The sequence below is a fragment of the Streptomyces sp. NBC_00390 genome (assembly GCF_036057275.1).
Classification (GTDB): Bacteria; Actinomycetota; Actinomycetes; order Streptomycetales; family Streptomycetaceae; genus Streptomyces.
Map to the genome: position 1 here is coordinate 2,551,059 of NZ_CP107945.1, position 14,956 is coordinate 2,566,014.

Annotated in this window: 15 protein-coding genes and 5 tRNA genes; 7 read left to right on the forward strand and 13 right to left on the reverse strand. The window is 68.5% G+C overall.

From position 1 onward, the window contains the following. Positions 1–123: 123 nt before the first annotated feature. The 3 genes from OHS70_RS10500 to leuC all read right to left on the reverse strand — a co-directional run bounded on the left by OHS70_RS10500 (position 124) and on the right by leuC (position 2,611). A complete protein-coding gene (locus OHS70_RS10500) occupies positions 124–351 on the reverse strand; it encodes a hypothetical protein (RefSeq protein ID WP_328396025.1) in 228 nt (75 codons plus the stop codon). 104 nt (positions 352–455) lie between these two features. Then, positions 456–1,049, reverse strand: coding sequence for a 3-isopropylmalate dehydratase small subunit (gene leuD, locus OHS70_RS10505; RefSeq protein ID WP_328396027.1), 594 nt, complete (start codon positions 1,047–1,049; stop codon positions 456–458). Between the two features lie 137 nt (positions 1,050–1,186). After that, positions 1,187–2,611 (reverse strand): 3-isopropylmalate dehydratase large subunit, encoded by a 1,425-nt coding sequence (leuC, locus tag OHS70_RS10510; RefSeq protein ID WP_328396029.1) that lies wholly within the window; start codon positions 2,609–2,611, stop codon positions 1,187–1,189. A gap of 144 nt (positions 2,612–2,755) precedes the next feature. On the opposite strand from leuC, the gene ndgR reads away from it, so the two are divergent. Further along, complete coding sequence (gene ndgR / locus OHS70_RS10515; RefSeq protein WP_026278050.1) at positions 2,756–3,472, forward strand: IclR family transcriptional regulator NdgR; 717 nt, start codon at positions 2,756–2,758, stop codon at positions 3,470–3,472. A 215-nt stretch (positions 3,473–3,687) separates the two neighbouring features. Beyond that, positions 3,688–3,936 carry an SCO4226 family nickel-binding protein gene (locus OHS70_RS10520; protein ID WP_328396031.1) on the forward strand — a complete coding sequence of 83 codons (249 nt, stop codon included), beginning with the start codon at positions 3,688–3,690 and terminating at the stop codon, positions 3,934–3,936. Between the two features lie 15 nt (positions 3,937–3,951). Here OHS70_RS10520 and OHS70_RS10525 read toward each other — a convergent pair whose 3' ends face one another. Next, positions 3,952–4,440 carry a DUF4188 domain-containing protein gene (locus OHS70_RS10525; RefSeq protein WP_328396033.1) on the reverse strand — a complete coding sequence of 163 codons (489 nt, stop codon included), beginning with the start codon at positions 4,438–4,440 and terminating at the stop codon, positions 3,952–3,954. A 101-nt stretch (positions 4,441–4,541) separates the two neighbouring features. On the opposite strand from OHS70_RS10525, the gene OHS70_RS10530 reads away from it, so the two are divergent. Then, a complete protein-coding gene (locus OHS70_RS10530) occupies positions 4,542–5,180 on the forward strand; it encodes a MerR family transcriptional regulator (protein WP_328396035.1) in 639 nt (212 codons plus the stop codon). Positions 5,181–5,220: 40 nt separating this feature from the next. Here the strand turns inward: OHS70_RS10530 and OHS70_RS10535 are convergent. From OHS70_RS10535 to OHS70_RS10575, 9 genes are all read right to left on the reverse strand, one after another. Next, a tRNA-Glu gene (locus OHS70_RS10535) sits at positions 5,221–5,293 on the reverse strand. An 18-nt stretch (positions 5,294–5,311) separates the two neighbouring features. Then, a tRNA-Gln gene (locus OHS70_RS10540) sits at positions 5,312–5,383 on the reverse strand. A gap of 16 nt (positions 5,384–5,399) precedes the next feature. Then, positions 5,400–5,472, reverse strand: a tRNA-Glu gene (locus OHS70_RS10545). A 62-nt stretch (positions 5,473–5,534) separates the two neighbouring features. Continuing rightward, a tRNA-Glu gene (locus tag OHS70_RS10550) sits at positions 5,535–5,607 on the reverse strand. Positions 5,608–5,628: 21 nt separating this feature from the next. Further along, positions 5,629–5,700: transfer RNA gene (locus tag OHS70_RS10555), tRNA-Gln, on the reverse strand. 88 nt (positions 5,701–5,788) lie between these two features. Continuing rightward, the gene (locus tag OHS70_RS10560; RefSeq protein ID WP_328396037.1) at positions 5,789–6,508 is read right to left on the reverse strand and encodes an HAD family hydrolase; all 720 of its coding nucleotides are present in this window, start codon (positions 6,506–6,508) and stop codon (positions 5,789–5,791) included. A 109-nt stretch (positions 6,509–6,617) separates the two neighbouring features. Beyond that, positions 6,618–8,093, reverse strand: coding sequence for a glutamate--tRNA ligase (gene gltX / locus OHS70_RS10565; protein WP_328396039.1), 1,476 nt, complete (start codon positions 8,091–8,093; stop codon positions 6,618–6,620). Continuing rightward, positions 8,086–8,859 carry a fumarylacetoacetate hydrolase family protein gene (locus OHS70_RS10570; protein WP_328396041.1) on the reverse strand — a complete coding sequence of 258 codons (774 nt, stop codon included), beginning with the start codon at positions 8,857–8,859 and terminating at the stop codon, positions 8,086–8,088. The genes gltX and OHS70_RS10570 overlap by 8 nt, the downstream gene beginning before the upstream one ends. A 102-nt stretch (positions 8,860–8,961) precedes the next feature. Then, positions 8,962–9,135 carry a hypothetical protein gene (locus OHS70_RS10575; RefSeq protein ID WP_328396043.1) on the reverse strand — a complete coding sequence of 58 codons (174 nt, stop codon included), beginning with the start codon at positions 9,133–9,135 and terminating at the stop codon, positions 8,962–8,964. Positions 9,136–9,717: 582 nt separating this feature from the next. On the opposite strand from OHS70_RS10575, the gene OHS70_RS10580 reads away from it, so the two are divergent. The 4 genes from OHS70_RS10580 (at position 9,718) to OHS70_RS10595 (ending at position 14,736) form a co-directional block, all read left to right on the forward strand. Beyond that, positions 9,718–13,209 carry a sensor histidine kinase gene (locus OHS70_RS10580; RefSeq protein WP_328396045.1) on the forward strand — a complete coding sequence of 1,164 codons (3,492 nt, stop codon included), beginning with the start codon at positions 9,718–9,720 and terminating at the stop codon, positions 13,207–13,209. 9 nt (positions 13,210–13,218) lie between these two features. Then, on the forward strand, positions 13,219–13,632 hold the full coding sequence (locus OHS70_RS10585) for a roadblock/LC7 domain-containing protein (protein WP_005311457.1): 414 nt from the start codon (positions 13,219–13,221) through the stop codon (positions 13,630–13,632). A gap of 137 nt (positions 13,633–13,769) precedes the next feature. Further along, positions 13,770–14,174, forward strand: a complete 405-nt coding sequence (locus OHS70_RS10590) for a DUF742 domain-containing protein (protein ID WP_328396047.1) — start codon at positions 13,770–13,772, stop codon at positions 14,172–14,174. Next, positions 14,155–14,736, forward strand: coding sequence for a GTP-binding protein (locus OHS70_RS10595; RefSeq protein WP_328396049.1), 582 nt, complete (start codon positions 14,155–14,157; stop codon positions 14,734–14,736). The genes OHS70_RS10590 and OHS70_RS10595 overlap by 20 nt, the downstream gene beginning before the upstream one ends. Positions 14,737–14,956: the final 220 nt, after the last annotated feature.

Consider the following 14,956-nt stretch of genomic DNA (forward strand, 5'->3'; position numbering starts at 1 on the left):
TTGCCGGAACGAATCGGTCCAGGCTTTTTCGCACGTTAGGCAGATATATACCGCAAATCAAACACGAAACGGGCTAATCACCCTAGTGCCGCAACGATGTCGACCGCCTCGGAGTTCTGGGTGTCAGTCGCCTTCGGGGAAACGGCCCTCATCGAGGTCGTTCATCAACCGGTCCAGACGCCTTGCCGCGTCCGGGAGATCGTGCTTCGCCGCTGCCGTGACGACCAGCAGCTTCCGGGACAGCGCCATCCTTACGCCCTCCGGGACTTGCAGTTCGCGCACTCTTGTGTGCGCCTCTTTCAATCGGGCCGCGACTGCCTCGTAGAGCTCGAGTTGGCTGTCACGGTCCATGCACCGATTGTGCCATCTGGGGCGAGTTGTCGCCCGGCCGGACCTCAACAACCGACTGCGCCCCCCACCGGGCGGTGGGGGGCGCAGTTCGGGAAAAGCGCTGCTCAGGCCTGAATCGTGCTCGGCTTGAAGGCCGGCCGGCCGGCCTCGTAAGCGGCGATGTCCGCTTCGTTCTGAAGGGTGAGGCTGATGTCGTCGAGACCGTTCAGCAGTCGCCAGCGGGCGTTCTCGTCGAGTTCGAAGTCGGCGGTGATGCCCGGGGCGAGAACCTGACGCGTCTCGAGGTCGACCGTGATCTCCACGGTCGGGTCGGCCTCGGTCAGCTCCCACAGGGCGTCGACGATCTTCTGCTCCAACACCACCGTCAGCAGCCCGTTCTTGAGCGAGTTACCGCGGAAGATGTCGGCGAACCGGGAGGAGATGACGGTCTTGAAACCGTAGTTCTGCAGCGCCCACACGGCGTGTTCGCGCGAGGAACCGGTGCCGAAGTCGGGTCCGGCGATCAGCACCGTGGCACCCTGCCGCTCGGGGCGGTTGAGCACGAACTCGGAGTCCTTGCGCCAGGCCTCGAAGAGTCCGTCCTCGAAGCCGTCCCGGGTGACCTTCTTCAGCCAGTGCGCCGGGATGATCTGGTCGGTGTCGACATTGCTGCGACGCAGCGGGACGGCCCGGCCGGTGTGCGTGGTGAAGGCTTCCATTGTTCATCCTTCGTTGCCTGTGGAGTAGTACGGTGCTGCCCTGCCTTCGGGCAGCGGTCAGGGCTTGGCCGTCATGAGGCCCTCCCGGGCCAAGTGAGAAGCCACGCCGTTCTTACGGGGTGGAGGAGTCACGGTGTTCAGACTCCGGCTGAGGCCGGGATGTCGGACAGGTCGGCGGGCGAGGCCAGGTGGCCGAGCACCGCGGTGGCGGCGGCGACCTGTGGCGAGACCAGATGGGTACGGCCGCCCTTGCCCTGCCTGCCTTCGAAGTTGCGGTTGGAGGTGGAGGCGGAACGCTCGCCGGGCGCCAGCTGGTCGGGGTTCATGCCCAGACACATCGAGCAGCCCGCGTGCCGCCATTCGGCGCCGGCGTCCTTGAAGACCTTGTCCAGGCCCTCCTCCACCGCCTGCAGCGCGACCCGCACCGAGCCGGGGACGACCAGCATCCGTACGCCGTCGGCGACTTTGCGGCCCTGCAGGATCGAGGCGGCGTTGCGCAGGTCCTCGATGCGGCCGTTGGTGCACGAGCCTACGAAGACGGTGTCGACCCTGATGTCACGCAGAGCCTGCCCGGCGGTCAACCCCATGTATTCCAGGGCCTTTTCGGCAGCCAGGCGCTCCGAAGCGTCCTCGTACGAAGCCGGGTCGGGGACATGCGCCGACAGGGGCGCGCCCTGACCGGGATTGGTGCCCCAGGTGACGAACGGGGAGAGTTCGGCGGCGTCGATGAACACCTCGGCGTCGAAGACCGCGTCGTCATCGGTGCGCAGCGTCTTCCAGTACTCGACGGCGGCGTCCCAGTCGTCGCCCTCGGGCGCGTGGTCGCGGCCCTTCAGATAGTCGAACGTGGTCTGGTCCGGAGCGATCATGCCCGCCCGGGCGCCTGCCTCGATCGACATGTTGCAGATGGTCATCCGGGCTTCCATCGACAGTTTCTCGATGGCGGAGCCGCGGTACTCCAGGACATAGCCCTGGCCGCCGCCGGTGCCGATCCTGGCGATGATGGCCAGGATCAGGTCCTTGGCGGTGACGCCGTCGGGCAGTTCGCCCTCGACCGTGATGGCCATGGTCTTGGGGCGGGCCAGCGGCAGCGTCTGGGTGGCCAGCACATGCTCGACCTGGGAGGTGCCGATGCCGAATGCCAGGGCGCCGAACGCACCGTGGGTGGAGGTGTGGGAGTCACCGCAGACCACGGTGGTGCCGGGCTGGGTCAGGCCCAGCTGCGGGCCCACCACGTGGACGACTCCCTGCTCGACGTCACCCAGCGGGTGCAGCCGGACACCGAACTCGGCGCAGTTCTTACGCAGCGTCTCCAGCTGGGCTCGCGAGACCGGGTCGGCGATCGGCTTGTCGATGTCCAGGGTGGGGGTGTTGTGGTCCTCGGTCGCGATGGTGAGGTCGAGACGACGCACCTGGCGGCCGCCCAGCCGAAGCCCGTCGAAAGCCTGGGGGCTGGTCACCTCGTGCAGCAGATGCAGATCGATGAAGAGGAGGTCGGGCTCGCCCTCGGCGCGCCGGACGACATGGTCGTCCCAGACCTTCTCCGCGAGTGTCCTACCCATCGATTTCCCTCCGGCCGACTGTGCCGCCGACACAACTAGAGATCTTGTGCAGAGCCCGTTGGTCCGCGGGCCGCAACTACAGCGTCGCAAGTTCCCCGGAAATTTGAACTTGCGTTTCACAGTGTGAGACGTGAATATCGTTGCATGGACAACTCTAGCGGCGTCGGCGTTCTCGACAAGGCAGCTCTGGTTCTGAGCGCTCTGGAGTCCGGTCCGGCCACCCTCGCCGGGCTGGTCGCGGCGACAGGGCTCGCACGACCCACGGCCCATCGGCTGGCCGTGGCACTGGAACACCACCGGATGGTGGCGAGGGACATGCAGGGCCGGTTCATCCTCGGCCCGCGGCTGGCGGAGCTCGCCGCCGCGGCGGGCGAGGACCGGCTGCTGGCCACGGCCGGGCCCGTACTCACCCACCTGCGCGATGTCACCGGCGAGAGCGCGCAGCTCTACCGACGGCAGGGCGACATGCGCATCTGCGTGGCTGCGGCCGAGCGGCTGTCCGGACTGCGGGACACCGTGCCGGTCGGCTCGACACTCACGATGAAGGCGGGCTCGTCGGCCCAGATCCTGATGGCCTGGGAGGAGCCGGAGCGTCTGCACCGCGGACTGCAGGGTGCCCGCTTCACGGCCACGGCGCTCTCGGGCGTACGGCGCCGGGGCTGGGCCCAGTCGATCGGCGAGCGCGAGCCGGGCGTGGCCTCGGTCTCCGCACCGGTACGCGGCCCGTCCAACCGCGTGGTCGCCGCCGTCTCGGTCTCCGGACCGATCGAGCGCCTGACCCGCCACCCGGGCCGGATGCACGCCCAGGCGGTCATCGACGCGGCGGCACGACTGAGCGAGGCCCTGCGCCGCTCAGGCTGAGCCCCCCTTCGTCCACGTCCGGCCGGCCCCTTCAACGCCGCAGGGGCCGGCCGGACGTGTTTGTGCCACCACGGGGCGCCCGCGACAGATCCGTCTTCCGGCACGGTCGGCCGCACGTGGCGGGTGCAGCATGGAAGTACCGACGGATCCACGCACCGGCCGGTACGCCCGGCCGGGCCGGCAGGACCCGAGGCGACGACGAAGGTGTGAGAGCGATGACCGAGTACATGGACGTGCACCACGGGATGAAGGGCATCACCGACGACCAGTTGCGCGAGGCACACCGGGCCGACCTGGCGATCGAGGGCGAAGAGGGTGTGCACTTCAAGAAGGCCTGGGCCGACCCGGCGTCGGGCACGGTCTACTGCCTGTCCGAAGGCCCGTCGGCGGAGGCCGTGCAGCGCATACACGAGCGCACCGGCCACCCCGCGGACGAGATACACCCTGTCCCGCTCAGCGTGTGACCCGGCGAACCTCTGTCAGGCCGCCGGCTTCAGCCGGTCGGCGGCCCGGTCGCCGCGGCGGCCGACGGGAACGACGCCGGTCGCCGCGCCCAGACCGAATGCGGGCATGTTCACATAGACGGACTCGTAGGAACCGGCCGGGACGACATACGTCTCGTGCCAGAAACCCACCTTGCCCTTGCCCTCACGCATCCGGCGGTTGAAGGCGGCCCAGGCGGGACGGTGCTCCTTGTCCGGCTGGGAGGCGTAGGCGAGGAGCTTCTGGGTCGACTCCCAGTACTGGACGACGTAGATCAGCCGGGGTCCGCCCAACAGCAGCTGGTACCCCAGCAGTCCGCTGTCCTTCTCCTTCGACAGTTCCCTCAGCATGCGCGGCATGGCGGTGAAGGTCGGCCACCAACTCCGCACCGAGCGGAAGCTGTTGATGCGCATCCCGATGAGGAAGACAGTCACTCCGTCCTGTGACTCGGCGGTCATGCGCCCCGGGATCGGCTGGTTGCTCATCGCGGTTCCCCCTTGCGAGGAAGATTGGATAGTGGAGCTATCTATCTACACTTGGATAGTGCCACTCTCTAAAAATTTTGGCAAGCGAAGGATGCTCGACGATGCGACTGGCAGAGCTCAGCGAACGCAGTGGCGTACCCACCGCCACGATCAAGTACTACCTGCGTGAGCGGCTGCTGCCACCCGGGCACCGGGTCAGCGCCACCCAGGCCGAGTACGACGACGGCCATCTGCGCCGCCTCCGTCTGGTCCGGGCCCTGATCCAGGTCGGACGGGTACCGGTGGCCACCGCCCGCGAGGTGCTCGCCGCCGTCGACGACGACTCGCTCGACCACCACATGCGCCTCGGCGCAGCCGTGTGGGCCATTGCGCACGGCCCGGATCCGGACGAGCAGGATCCGGCCACCAAGGCCGCCCTGCGGACCGCCGACGCCCTGCTGGAGCGGCTCGGCTGGAGCTTCGGCCACGAGGTGGGGTACGAGTCACCGTCGTACCGGATGCTGGTCGAGGCGATCGCCTCGATGGACCGGCTCGGCTACCCCTGCGATGTGGCCGAGTTGCTGCCGTACGCCCGCTCCGCCTCTGAACTGGCCGTCGCAGACCTGGACTTGATCGAACGGTACGAGCGGGAGGAGGAACAGCTGGAGGCGGCGGTGGCGTTCACCGTGCTGTACGAGCCGGTACTGCTGAGCCTGCGCAGACTGGCGCAGGCGGAGGAGTCACGCCGGCGCTACACATGAGGAAAGCCCCTCCCCGACAGGGGAGGGGCTTTCCTTCGAGTACCCCCGACCGGATTCGAACCGGCGCTACCGCCTTGAGAGGGCGGCGTGCTAGGCCGCTACACAACGGGGGCAAGATCTGCTTCGATCTGCTGGGCTACCAGGACTCGAACCTAGAACAAATGAACCAGAATCATCCGTGTTGCCAATTACACCATAGCCCATGGTGGTTTAGACCAGTACCCCCGACCGGATTCGAACCGGCGCTACCGCCTTGAGAGGGCGGCGTGCTAGGCCGCTACACAACGGGGGCCCTAGCGATCCTGCATCGTGATCAGTCGGGTGCGACCCAGGTGATCACGCGGGAAGGATCTGTACCCCCGACCGGATTCGAACCGGCGCTACTGCCTTGAGAGGGCAGCGTGCTAGGCCGCTACACAACGGGGGCTTTGCAGATGAGCTCTGCGAGCTGGCCTACCAGGACTCGAACCTAGACTAACTGAACCAGAATCAGTCGTGCTGCCAATTACACCATAGGCCATCAAAAATCAACCCCCCTGCGGGGGTCTCATTCTGTTGTGCGCTTCCCGGCCTGCCTTTCGGCCCGCTCGGGCGGCGCAGGAAGAACATTACCCGAAGGTGGACGGCGCTCCAAAACGGGTATCCGCCCGCAGCACCCCGGGAAGCTCGTCGAGACCGGTGATCCTGGTCAGCTCGGGGCGCCCGCCGAGGCCGGCACGGTCCAGCCAGATACCGACGAGCCCCGCGGCCACGGCCCCGCCGGCGTCGATGTCGGGTTGGTCCCCCACGTAGGCGACCTCCTGCGGAGCCAGGTCGAGGGCCTCGCAGGCGGCGTGGAAGGCCGCAGGATCGGGCTTGGAGACGCCCAGTTCGACGGCGCAGACGACGGCCTCGAAACGGTCGCGCACGCCCAGGACGCGCAGCTTGCGGTCCTGGTTGTGGATGCTCGAGTTCGACAGGACACCGTGACGATAGTCATGGGCGAGCATGTCAAGGACGGGCAGGGCGTCCGGGAAGAGCACCCAGGCGGCTTCGTAGTGCACGACATGGCGGCCGAACCAGGCGTCGGCCTCGTCGTCGGACAGCTCCCTGCCGAGGAAACTGCGCACCCGGTCGCGGCGCTGCCCCTGGAAGTCGGTCTCTCCGGCGGCGAACCGGGCCCAGTGGTGATCCGTGAGCTCCCGCCAACGGCCAAGGGCCTGCCCGACGGACACGTATCCGTCGGGCAGGCCCTCGTTGCTCAGATGCTGCTGCATCCCCGCGTGATCGGCACCGGTGTAGTCGAAGATCGTGTCGTCGATGTCCCAGAGGACGGCGCGGATGGGCATGATCCGACGGTACCCCGCACACCGCCCCCTGCCGGGGGTTCGGGGGTCATCCCCCGGACAACGCAGCGTCGATGTCCCAGAGGACCGCGCGGATCGGCATGCACCGGGACTACGCGGCCAGCTTCGCCAGCGCCGCGTCGATGCGGGACAGCGTGCGCTCCTTGCCCAGGATCTGCAGGGACTCGAAGAGTGGCAGGCCCACCGTACGGCCGGTGACCGCGACGCGGACCGGGGCCTGGGCCTTGCCGAGCTTGAGGCCGTGGGCCTCGCCGGCGGCGAGGACCGCCTCCTTCAGCGACTCCGGGCTCGTCCAGTCCGCGGCCTCGAGCTTCTCGCGGGCGGTGCGCAGCAGGGCGTCCGAGCCCTCCTTCATCGCCTTGGTCCAGGACGCCTCATCCTCCACCGGCTCCTTGCGGAACAGGAAGTCGACGTTGGCCGTGATGTCGGACAGGACCGTCAGACGGGTCTGGGCGTACGGGGCGATGGCCTCCCACGCGGCGCGGTCGAAGTCATCGGGCGCCCAATCGGCGTGCGGGGCCTGCAGCCAGGGCTCGCACGCCTCGGTGAAGGCCTTCACGTCCAGGCGGCGGATGTGGTCCGCGTTGATCGCCTCGGCCTTCTTCAGGTCGAAGCGGGCCGGGTTCGCGTTGACGTCCGCGACGTCGAACTTCTCGATCATCTCGGAGATCGAGAAGACGTCCTGATCGGCGGAGAAGGACCAGCCGAGCAGCGAGAGATAGTTGAGCAGGCCCTCGGGCAGGAAGCCGCGCTCACGGTAGATGTTGAGCGACGCCTGCGGGTCGCGCTTGGAGAGCTTCTTGTTGCCCTCGCCCATGACGTACGGCAGGTGGCCGAAGGCCGGGATCTGCTGGGCGACGCCCAGTTCGATCAGCGCCTTGTAGAGGGCGATCTGGCGGGGGGTGGAGGAGAGCAGGTCCTCGCCGCGCAGGACGTGGGTGATCTCCATCAGGGCGTCGTCGACCGGGTTCACCAGGGTGTACAGCGGGGCGCCGTTGGCGCGGACGATGCCGTAGTCCGGGACGTTGTCCGGGGTGAAGGTGAGCTCGCCGCGGACCAGGTCCGTGAAGGTGATCGGCTCGTCGGGCATCTTGAAGCGCACGATCGACTCGCGGCCTTCTGCCTCGTACGCGGCCTTCTGCTCGGCGCTCAGTGTGCGGCACTTTCCGTCGTAGCCGGAGGGCTTGCCGGCGGCGCGGGCGGCGTCGCGGCGGGCCTCGAGCTCCAGAGGGGTGCAGTAGCAGTGGTACGCGTGACCGGCGGCCTGCAGCTTCTCGGCGACGTCCTTGTAGATGTCCATCCGCTGGGACTGGCGGTACGGCGCGTGCGGGCCGCCGGCCTCGGGGCCCTCGTCCCAGTCGAGACCCAGCCAGCGCAGCGAGTCGAGCAGCTGGAGGTACGACTCCTCGGAGTCGCGGGCCGCGTCGGTGTCCTCGATGCGGAAGACCATGGTGCCGCCGCTGTGCCGGGCGTAGGCCCAGTTGAACAGAGCGGTGCGGACCAGGCCCACATGGGGGTTGCCGGTCGGGGAGGGACAGAAACGTACGCGGACGTTCGCGTTAGCCACGCTTGATCACCCTGTTGGTGAGAGTGCCGATGCCTTCGATGGTGACGGCGACCTCGTCGCCGACGTTGAGGGGGCCGACCCCGGCGGGCGTGCCGGTGAGGACGACATCGCCCGGGAGCAGCGTCATGGCCTCCGTGATGTGGACGATCAGGTCCTCGATGGAGCGGACCATCTCGCTCGTACGACCCAGTTGGCGCTGCTCGCCGTTGACGGTGCACTGGATGGTCAGATCGCCGGGGTCGAGATCGGTCTCCACCCAGGGGCCGAGCGGACAGGAGGTGTCGAAGCCCTTCGCCCTGGCCCACTGCTTCTCGCGCTGCTGGGCGTCACGCGCGGTGACGTCGTTGGCGCAGGTGTAGCCGAGGATGACGTCCTTGACACGCTCGCGCGGGACTTCGCGGCACATGCGGCCGATGACGACGGCGAGCTCCGCCTCGTGGTGCAGCTCGCTCGAGAACGAGGGGTACTCGATCGCGTCACCGCTGCCGATCACCGAGGTGGTGGGCTTGAAGAAGGCGACGGGTACGTCGGGGACCGCGTTGCCGAGCTCTGCCGCGTGCTCCGCGTAGTTGCGGCCGATGGCCACGACCTTGTTGGGGAGCACGGGCGGCAGGAGCCGGACCTTGCTCAGCGGAACCTTGGTCCCGGAGAGCTCGAAGTCGGCGTACGGAATGCCCTTGATGATGTCGAGGACGAGACCTTCGGGGCCGTCCTCGACCGCGCCGAAGGCGACATTGCCGTCGATGGAGAACCTGGCGATGCGCACGGGATGCTGTCGCCCCTCACTACTTGCTCGCTGGCCGGAGTCTGACGCTCCAGGCTAACGCGGCAAGGGGGCCCGATCGCGCGCATTACGGCGCAGGTGACGTCACTGGTCGGGGGCGACCATCAGGACGGTCCGGCGGGGGTTCGCGGTCTGGGCGGGAAGATCGAGCGAGTGTTCCGGCTGCTCCGGCGTCTGCAGCTCGTCCGCGTCCGCGAGGTGGGCGAGAGTCGTGCGCCGAGGGTTCGCTATGTTGCGGAACATCATCGTCGTCTTCATCGGTTGTTTTCAGACCTTGTCGGGCTACGGGCACTGCGGCGAGCGCCGGTTGACGGATGGGCAATCCCTGTAAAGCGACAGGCTAAACATGCGGTTCCCTTCAAATGAGCGGATGACTCAACGATCTAGGTGTGAGTTTCCTCACGAGTCACGCGTGAATTCAGACAATTCGGGCCATGGATCACCATTGCGGAATCGGACATTGCGCCACTGAATGCACCATTCCGCTCCTGATCATCGCGACTGGGACACCCCCCACCCCTAAGTAACTTGCACGATAAAGACCGATTCATCCCGGAACACTCTCCACGATTCGTGACAAGACCTCTACACCGTGTCACCTAGGTCACAGGCCGGTACGAGGCTCTTGTTGGAGATCCGGCGCTGTGCTGGAATTCCACGCACCGCCGCGGGTTTCATGCCGGCGCGCAAGGGCGCAACGCAGCGCCGGGCAGCGGCGGGAGAAGGGGGAGGAAGCGCCGGTCAATCACGACCACCCATGGGGCAGTTCTTGGCCCCAAGACGCCGACACCGTCCCGCCGTGCAAGCGGAGGGACGCCTGGTCCAGAGGTTGCGACGCTAGTGCAGGGACGTTTCAAGAGGGATGGCAGCGCTGCGGCGGAACAGGAGCCGCGCGGCGGGACCGACCGCGGCTCCTCGCCCCAGCACGCCCACAACCAGGGACCGGCTGCGCCCGGCGACAGCGGTGACCGTGCCGCGCGCCCCGGTGCGTCGGCGCCCTCGGGCGACGGGTCGGTTTCGGCGAGGCTGAAGAGCCTCCGCGCACCCAAGAGCCCCACCGACACCGGATCGCGAATAGCGCTCCGCAACTGGCGCATCAGCACGCGTCTGGTCTCACTGCTCACCCTGCCGGTCGTCGCGGCGACCACGCTGGGTGGACTCCGTATCCAGGAGTCCATGGACGACATGAAGCAGCTGGACCACATGCAGCTGCTGACCAAGATGACCCAGGAGGCCACCGAGCTGGCACAGGCGCTCCAGGCGGAGCGCGACCTGTCCGCCGGCCCGCTGGCCAACGGCACCCCTGAGACCGACTTCAAGGTCTCCGGGCCGCGTACGCAGACCGACCGTGCCCGCAAGGCCTTCCTCGAGGCCACGCGTGACATCCCCAACACGGACGACGACGAGGCGCTGGAGTCCATCCGCGCCAACGCGAACCAGATCGCCGTACAGGTCAACACCCTCAACAACATCCGGGACGGGGCCTACGCCCCGGACGTCCCCAACTCCATGACCGTGGAGCGCTACAGCCGGCTCATCGAGTCGCTGCTGAGCCTCTCCCAGGACATGGCGCAGGCGACCAGCAACCCGGAGATGATCAAGCGGACGCGCGCCCTGGCCGCGTTCTCCTCCGCCAAGGAGTACGCGTCCATCCAGCGCGCGATCATCGCCGCGGCACTGCCAGGCGGCAGCGACGCGAAGGCCCCGGGGCTGTCGGAGAACGACCGCCTCTACGGCAAGGCCGCCATGGAGAACGGCGAGACCGAGCTCAAGGCTTTCAAGTCGATCTACGAGTCCTCCGGCGGCGACTCCGAGGACCTCACCGCCACGATGGAGAACGGCAACCCGATCATCGCGTCCTCCGAGGCGTACGCCAACCGCGTGCTGGACACGAAGGACGCGCTGAAGCGGCTGCCCGAGCGCTCGCACCTGGACTGGACCGACGACTACTCGGTCCGCATCAACGCGATGAAGCAGATCGAGGGCACGCTGCTCGACCAGATGGAGAACAAGGCCCGTGAGCTGCGCGAGGAGTCGCAGCGCGAGGCCATCATCAACGGTGCGCTGATCCTCGTCGTCCTCGGCGTCTCGCTCGTCGGCGCGTTCGTCGTGGCCCGATCCATGATCCGTTCGCTGCGGCGGCTGCAGGACACGGCGACCAAGGTCGCCCAGGACCGCCTGCCCGAGCTCGTCAAGCAGCTGTCCGAGGCCGACCCGCAGGACGTCGACACCTCCGTCGAGTCCGTCGGTGTGCACTCCCGGGACGAGATCGGCAAGGTGGCCGCGGCCTTCGACGACGTGCACCGCGAGGCGGTCCGCCTCGCCGCCGAGCAGGCCCTCCTCCGGGGCAACGTCAACGCGATGTTCACCAACCTCTCGCGCCGCAGCCAGGGTCTTATCCAGCGTCAGCTCTCGCTCATCTCGGAGCTGGAGTCCCGCGAGGCCGACCCCGACCAGCTGTCCTCACTCTTCAAGCTCGACCACCTCGCGACCCGTATGCGCCGGAACGGCGAGAACCTCCTCGTCCTCGCGGGCGAGGAGCCGGGCCGCCGGTGGACCCGGCCGGTCCCGCTGGTCGACGTGCTCCGTGCCGCCGCCTCCGAGGTGGAGCAGTACGAGCGCATCGAACTGGCCGCCGTCCCCGCGACCGAGGTCGCCGGCCGCGTCGTCAACGACCTTGTGCACCTGCTCGCCGAGCTGCTCGAGAACGCCACGTCGTTCTCCTCACCGCAGACCAAGGTCAAGGTCACCGGTCACGCCCTGCCCGACGGCCGGGTGCTCGTCGAGATCCACGACACCGGCATCGGCCTCTCCCCCGAGGACCTCGCCGCGATCAACGAGCGGCTCGCGTCGCCTCCCACCGTGGACGTCTCGGTCTCCCGTCGAATGGGCCTGTTCGTGGTCGGCCGCCTGTCCCTGCGACACGGCATCCGTATCCAGCTGCGCCCCTCCGACTCCGGTGGCACCACCGCGCTGGTCATGCTCCCCGTCGATGTCGCCAACGGCGGCAAGAAGGCGCCCGCCAAGCCCGGTGCGGGCGGCCAGGGCGCCGTTCCCCCGGCGCCGGCGGGCCGTCCCGGTGCTCCGGCCGGCGGCAGCCGTCCGGGCCTCGGCGGCGCGGGTGGCGGCACGCCTGCGGGCGGCCGGCTCGGCGCGGGTGCCCCTCGCGGCCAGGTCGGTGCCGGTACGGCTCCGCGCGCCGCGCTCCCGGGTCGTGACGGGGCTCCGGCTCCGCGCCCCGGACAGGGCGGTGGCCAGGGCACGGCCCAGCAGGACGCCTCGCGTCAGGGCGCCGGTTTCGGTGCGCATCGCGGTGCGCAGGGCGCCCCGGCCCGTAACGAGGCCCCCAGGCAGAGCGGTTTCCAGCAGAACGCGCCCGGCACGGGTGACCGCGGCCGGCAGCTGCCCCCCACGGGCGGCCCGCGTGCCGAGCTGCCCGGCGGTCCCGGCGGCCGCCGCGACGAGTCCGTACCGCCGCGTCAGCAGCGCCCGCAGACCACCAGCTGGGGCAGCGAGCAGCCGCCGGTCCCGCAGCAGCGTCCGGCATCCGACGCGCCGCGCGGCCACGAGGACCACGCCGCTACGGCGGAGTTCCCCCGCCCGAAATACGGAAGCACCCCCCAGGCCGCAGGCTATGGAGGAGCCCAGCCGCGCGGCGACCGGTCCACGGGGCAGTTCGCCCGCCCTGACGTGTACGGCAACTCCGCTCCGCAGCAGCCGGCGCCCGCCCAGCAGCGCGACACCTCGAGTTTCGCGCCGCAGCGCCCCGCCGGGGGCGCCTCCCAGGGAAGCGCGGCGGGGCTGCCCGCCCCGTACCAGCCGGAGGCGCTGCCGCCGGCCTCGGGTCCCGGGGACGGCCGGACGCCGCTGTACGACACCCTTGAGACGAACTGGTTCCACGGTGGGCCGGGCGGCCGGTCCGCCGAGCAGAACCCCGGTGTCCCGCAGGCGTCGCCGGAGCGCACCGCTCCGCCGATGCCCCAGCGCACCCCCGCGCCGAGCCCGGCAACCCCGGGCAACGCGCAGAACGCGAACGGTGCCGCGTGGCGCACGTCGCCCAATGACGAGTTGGTACGCCAGGCCGAGCGGGTCAGGAAGCCCGCGGCCGGCGGCGTCACCACCTCGGGTCTGCCCCGCCGGGTCCCGCGCGCCAACCTCGTGCCGGGCACCGCGCAGGAGCAGAGTCACCAAAGTGGTCCGCAGGTCTCTCGTGCGCCCGATGACGTGCGCGGCCGACTGACCAACCTCCGACGCGGTATCCAGCAGGGCCGGCAGCAGAACAGCACGACCGGCAGCTTCAACCTCGGCCCCACCCACCAGCAGGAGCGTTAGTTGAGCCCGATGAGCCAGGCGGCGCAGAATCTGAACTGGTTGATCACCAACTTCGTGGACAACACCCCTGGGGTGTCCCACACAGTGGTGGTCTCCGCCGACGGTCTTCTGCTGGCCATGTCCGAAGGCTTTCCCCGTGACCGTGCCGACCAGCTTGCCGCGGTCGCATCGGGGCTGACCTCGCTGACCGCGGGAGCGTCCCGGATCTTCGAAGGCGGCCCGGTCAGCCAGACCGTGGTCGAAATGGAACGCGGTTTCCTGTTCCTGATGTCGGTCTCCGACGGCTCCTCGCTGGCCGTGCTCGCGCACCCCGACTGCGACATCGGCCTCGTGGGCTACGAGATGGCTCTCCTGGTCGACAGGGCCGGCAGTGTGCTCACGCCGGACCTGCGGGCCGAGCTCCAGGGAAGCCTGCTGCACTGAGTCACTGTTCCCCCCACGTACAGACGCAGGTGCTCCAATGCACTCCACCGCACAGTCATCCGTCAGGCTGCCTTTAGGCCCCCCACCGGCCCACTCAGACGGCACGCAGACCACGTGTTGTCACGCCCGGAGGATTCATGACCCCGCCACCCGCCTCTCACGATCCGTACGGCGCCTCGCTGGACGCCTACGGAGATGAGGGCGATCAGCCGCTGGTCCGTCCGTACGCCATGACCGGCGGCCGGACCCGGCCGCGCTACCAGCTCGCCATCGAGGCGCTGGTCAGCACCACGGCCGACCCGGCACTCCTTGCCGGGCTGCTCCCCGAGCACCAGCGGATCTGCCACCTGTGCCGGGAGGTCAAGTCGGTGGCAGAGATCTCTGCTCTGCTGTCGATGCCGCTCGGCGTTGCCCGGATCCTCGTCGCCGACCTGGCGGAGGCGGGCATGGTGGCCATCCACCAGCCGGGCAACGGAGAGGCCGGCGGCACGCCGGATGTGACACTGCTCGAAAGGGTGCTCAGTGGACTTCGCAAGATCTAGCGGCGACGCGGCCCGATCGACCACCAGCGCGAAGATCGTGGTGGCGGGCGGCTTCGGCGTGGGCAAGACCACGTTCGTCGGCGCCGTCTCGGAGATCAACCCGCTGCGTACCGAAGCCGTCATGACGTCCGCGTCGGCCGGCATCGACGACCTCACCCACACCGGAGGCAAGACCACCACCACGGTGGCCATGGACTTCGGCCGCATCACCCTGGACCAGGACCTGATCCTGTACCTCTTCGGTACCCCCGGTCAGGACCGCTTCTGGTTCATGTGGGACGATCTGGTCCGCGGCGCCATCGGCGCCGTCGTGCTGGTGGACACGCGACGCCTCGCCGACTGCTTCCCGGCGGTCGACTACTTCGAGAACAGCGGCCTGCCGTTCGTCATCGCCCTCAACGGCTTCGAGGGGCATCAGCCCTACAACCCGGAGGAAGTCCGCGAAGCACTCCAGATCGGCCCTGACACCCCGATCATCACCACTGACGCCCGCCACCGCGCGGACGCCAAGAGCGCCCTCATCACGCTCGTCGAGCACGCCCTCATGGCGCGGCTCAAGTAGACAGCGTTATACGGCAGTTGTCGTAGTTGTGGAGGCTCGGGCCGTGTCTTTTGACACGGTCCGCCTCCATGTTCATAACATTTCGACAGAGAATTGACGCGCAGCGAACACCCGCCGCACACGGCTGATATCACTGCGCCACATGAGCCTCGCCTTTTGACGAGGCTCGTTCTTTATGCCCGATTTATCTGAGGCGTAGGCCACTCGGAATCACAGATTC

Coding starts and splice junctions, on each gene's coding strand:
- OHS70_RS10500 (WP_328396025.1), bottom strand. CDS start 351: ATGGACCGTGACAGCCAACTCGAGCTCTACGAGGCAGTCGCGGCCCGA.
- leuD (WP_328396027.1), bottom strand. CDS start 1,049: ATGGAAGCCTTCACCACGCACACCGGCCGGGCCGTCCCGCTGCGTCGC.
- leuC (WP_328396029.1), bottom strand. CDS start 2,611: ATGGGTAGGACACTCGCGGAGAAGGTCTGGGACGACCATGTCGTCCGG.
- ndgR (WP_026278050.1), top strand. CDS start 2,756: ATGGACAACTCTAGCGGCGTCGGCGTTCTCGACAAGGCAGCTCTGGTT.
- OHS70_RS10520 (WP_328396031.1), top strand. CDS start 3,688: ATGACCGAGTACATGGACGTGCACCACGGGATGAAGGGCATCACCGAC.
- OHS70_RS10525 (WP_328396033.1), bottom strand. CDS start 4,440: ATGAGCAACCAGCCGATCCCGGGGCGCATGACCGCCGAGTCACAGGAC.
- OHS70_RS10530 (WP_328396035.1), top strand. CDS start 4,542: ATGCGACTGGCAGAGCTCAGCGAACGCAGTGGCGTACCCACCGCCACG.
- OHS70_RS10560 (WP_328396037.1), bottom strand. CDS start 6,508: ATGCCCATCCGCGCCGTCCTCTGGGACATCGACGACACGATCTTCGAC.
- OHS70_RS10575 (WP_328396043.1), bottom strand. CDS start 9,135: ATGAAGACGACGATGATGTTCCGCAACATAGCGAACCCTCGGCGCACG.
- OHS70_RS10585 (WP_005311457.1), top strand. CDS start 13,219: ATGAGCCAGGCGGCGCAGAATCTGAACTGGTTGATCACCAACTTCGTG.
- OHS70_RS10590 (WP_328396047.1), top strand. CDS start 13,770: ATGACCCCGCCACCCGCCTCTCACGATCCGTACGGCGCCTCGCTGGAC.